Annotated in this window: 4 protein-coding genes; all 4 read right to left on the bottom strand. The window is 62.2% G+C overall.

The genetic code is table 11. From position 1 onward, the window contains the following. On the bottom strand, positions 1 to 401 hold a 401-nt coding region (locus VFB05_RS30975; protein WP_325019795.1), incomplete at its 3' end, for a TRAP transporter large permease subunit. Beyond that, entirely contained in the window at positions 401 to 973 is a 573-nt protein-coding gene (locus tag VFB05_RS30970) for a TRAP transporter small permease (protein ID WP_325019793.1), read from the bottom strand. The genes VFB05_RS30975 and VFB05_RS30970, both read right to left, overlap by 1 nt. A gap of 256 nt (positions 974 to 1,229) precedes the next feature. Then, a complete protein-coding gene (locus VFB05_RS30965) occupies positions 1,230 to 2,237 on the bottom strand; it encodes a TRAP transporter substrate-binding protein (RefSeq protein WP_325019791.1) in 1,008 nt (335 codons plus the stop codon). A 233-nt stretch (positions 2,238 to 2,470) separates the two neighbouring features. Further along, the coding region (locus VFB05_RS30960) for an alpha-isopropylmalate synthase regulatory domain-containing protein (RefSeq protein WP_325019789.1) at positions 2,471 to 2,993 on the bottom strand (523 nt) is incomplete at its 5' end.

Raw genomic sequence — 2,993 nt, 5'->3', positions numbered from 1 at the left:
CGGCGCGGATAGCCGTAGTCGACCATGGCCGGCATCATGATCGAGCCGATCGCAACCACGGTGGCGACGCTCGAGCCGGAGATCGCCGCGAACATCGCGCAAGCCGCGACACCGGCGAGGCCGAGGCCGCCCGGCAAATGCCCGACAAGGGACGTCGTAAACGCGATCATCCGCCGCGCCACGCCGCCACGCGTCAAAAACGTGCCGGCAAGGATGAAGAACGGGATCGCCATGATGCCGAAATTGTCGAGCCCTGAAAAAAGCTTCAGGCCGACGCTCTCGATCGGCACTTCCGTCATCGTGAACAGGAACATCAGCACGGTGAGGCCGAGCGAAATCGAGATCGGCATGCCCGTCAGCATCAACCCAAACAGCAGCCCGAAGATCAAGAGCGCGCTCATCAGGCTTCTCCAAGCGCGATCGGCGCGGTCTTGGAGGTCTCGATGCCCTCGACATGGGCCTGGTCATGATGCGGCAATTCGCCGGTGCGGTAGTAAGCCCACATCACCTGCAGGAAGCGGAAGCACATCAGGTATGAGCCGAGCGGAATGCAGGCGTAGACGATCCAGCTCGGAATCTCCAGGTCGGGCGAGACCTGGTCGGTGTGCATCAGCTCGAAGACGAATTTCGCGCCCATGGTGCCGACGATGGCGGTGAAGGCCGCGCCGCCGAGCAGCCCAAACAGGATGACCCATTTGCGCGGGCCTTCCTTGAGGCGGTTGATCAGCACGTCGACGCCGACATGGATGCCGGTCCGCACGCCGTAGGCGGCGCCGAACTTCGCCATCCAGATGAACATGTAGATGCAGAGTTCCTGCGACCAGGCGAGGTTGATGCCGAACAGATAAGGATAGAGGACGGGCACATCGACCAGATAGCGATGGACGACCGTGATGAAGGTGAGCACGGTCGCCAGCCCCATCAGGCTTGCGATGATGATCTCCTCAAGCCGGTCGAGTATCCGCAAGAACATCGTATCCCCAATAGGCCGCCCCACCGGCCGTTGTCTTCCTCTCCCCGTTCTTACGGGGAGAGGCGTAGGCGGCCTACGGCCGCCGTCCTCCCTCATTCCAAGAACGCCGATGCGAAGCATCGGCTATGGGTGAGGGGCTTCTTCCGCACACACGACGAAATGTGCTCGCGGAGACTCCCCCTCACCCGCATCGCTTCGCGATGCGACCTCTCCCCGCAGGCGGGGAGAGGTGAATCAGCAGCGCTATTTGCGCAAGTTAGTTCATCGGGCCGCGGCCGGTCTCTTTCAGGAACTCGTCGATCAGCGGCTGGCCGACGCGCGAGGCCACGTCCTTGTAGACCGGCATCATCGCCTTGCGCATCGCCTCGTCCTGATCCGCGGTCAGCGTGATGATCTCGGTCTTGCCGCTCTTCTTGATCAGATCCAGCGCCTCGTCGTTTTCCTTCTGCGACTGGCTGTTGCCGAACTCGGTGGCTTCCTTCATCGCCTTCTCGACTTGCGGCCGGACATCCGCCGGCAGGCCGTCCCAGAACTTCTTGTTCACCACCACGACGTAGCCGATATAGCCGTGGTTGGTGACGGTGGCGTATTTCTGCACCTCATGCATTTTCTGGGTGTAGATGTTCGACCAGGTGTTCTCCTGGCCGTCGACGACGCCGGTCTGCAGCGCCTGATAGACATCGGAGAATGCCATCACCTGCGGGATCGAGCCGAGCGTGCGGAACTGCGCTTCGAGCACCTTGGAGGACTGGATGCGGAATTTCAGTCCCTTGTAGTCGGCGGGCGCGACCAGCTTCTTGTTGGCGCTCATCTGCTTGAAGCCGTTGTCCCAATAGGCCAGACCGGTCATGCCCTTGGAATCGAGCAGCTTGAGCAGCCTGCTGCCGAGCGGGCCGTCGGTGACCTTCCGCAGCGTCTTCAGGTCGGGAAGGATGTATGGCAGGTCGAACACCTCGAATTCCTTGATCCCGATCGGACCGAATTTCGAGTTTGACGGCGCCAGCATCTGCACCGCACCGAGCTGGAGCGCTTCCAGCTCCTCCTTGTCCTTGTAGAGGGTCGAGTTCGGATAGACCTCAACCTTGACCTTGCCGTTGGTGTATTTCTCGGCGAGTTCCTTGAACTTGTCGGCGGCCTTGCCCTTCGGCGTGTCCGCGGCCACCACGTGGCTGAACTTGATGACGATTGGCTGATCGGCGGCCGAAGCCTGACCGGCGAAAGCCAGCGCCGCGATCGATGCGGCGGCCAAGATGAGTTGACGCATGTTTCCTCCCGCGTTTGGAAGACGCGCGAACAACTCGCCGCTCCCCTATCTCACAACCTGCGGCATCCAATACAGAGGCCGAGGGTGGAACGCCAATGCCCCTTTAGCAGGGGCTTATGCTTTGTTTGTGCGGTGCAAACTTCCCGTCATTCCGGGACGGTGCGAAGCACCGGACCCGGAATCTCGAGATTCCGGGTTCGCCTCTTCGAGGCGCCCCGGAATGACGCTTTGCGTCAACCCGCCGCGGCAGTGCTCACGGTGTCGCGCTGGCGCTTCATGACGATCTTGTTGAGCGCGCCGAGATAGGCTTTCGCCGACGCCACCAGCGTGTCGGGATCCGCCGCGCGCGAGGTCATTGAACGGCCCTCATGGGCGAGACGGACGGACACCTCCGCCTGCGCGTCGGTGCCCTCGGTCACCGCATGCACCTGGTACAGTTCGAGCTTGGCCTCGTGCGGCACCAGCGCCTTGATGCAGTTGAACACCGCATCGACCGGGCCGTTGCCTTCGGCCTCCTCGATCCTGGTCTGGCCGTCGACGTCGAGCTTCATGGTGGCGCGTTGCGGGCCGTGGGTGCCCGCGATCACCGTGAGCGACACCAGCTTGATGCGATCATGCGAGGCCGCCATCTCCTCATCGACCAGCGCCTCGATGTCCTCGTCGTAGATGTCCTTCTTGCGGTCGGCGAGCGCCTTCATCCGGGTGAAGGCATCTTCCAGCTGATTGGCGCCGAGCTTGTAGCCCATCTCCTCCAGC

Origin of the sequence: Bradyrhizobium sp. (assembly GCF_035652035.1) — a bacterium.
Taxonomy (GTDB): Bacteria; Pseudomonadota; Alphaproteobacteria; order Rhizobiales; family Xanthobacteraceae; genus Bradyrhizobium.
Note: the sequence above shows the minus strand (reverse complement) of the source record. Positions and strands in the feature narration are given on the sequence as shown.

Excerpts from the sequence above, each read along its gene's own strand:
- VFB05_RS30965 (WP_325019791.1), bottom strand. The coding sequence starts at position 2,237 with ATGCGTCAACTCATCTTGGCCGCCGCATCGATCGCGGCGCTGGCTTTC.
- VFB05_RS30970 (WP_325019793.1), bottom strand. The coding sequence starts at position 973 with ATGTTCTTGCGGATACTCGACCGGCTTGAGGAGATCATCATCGCAAGC.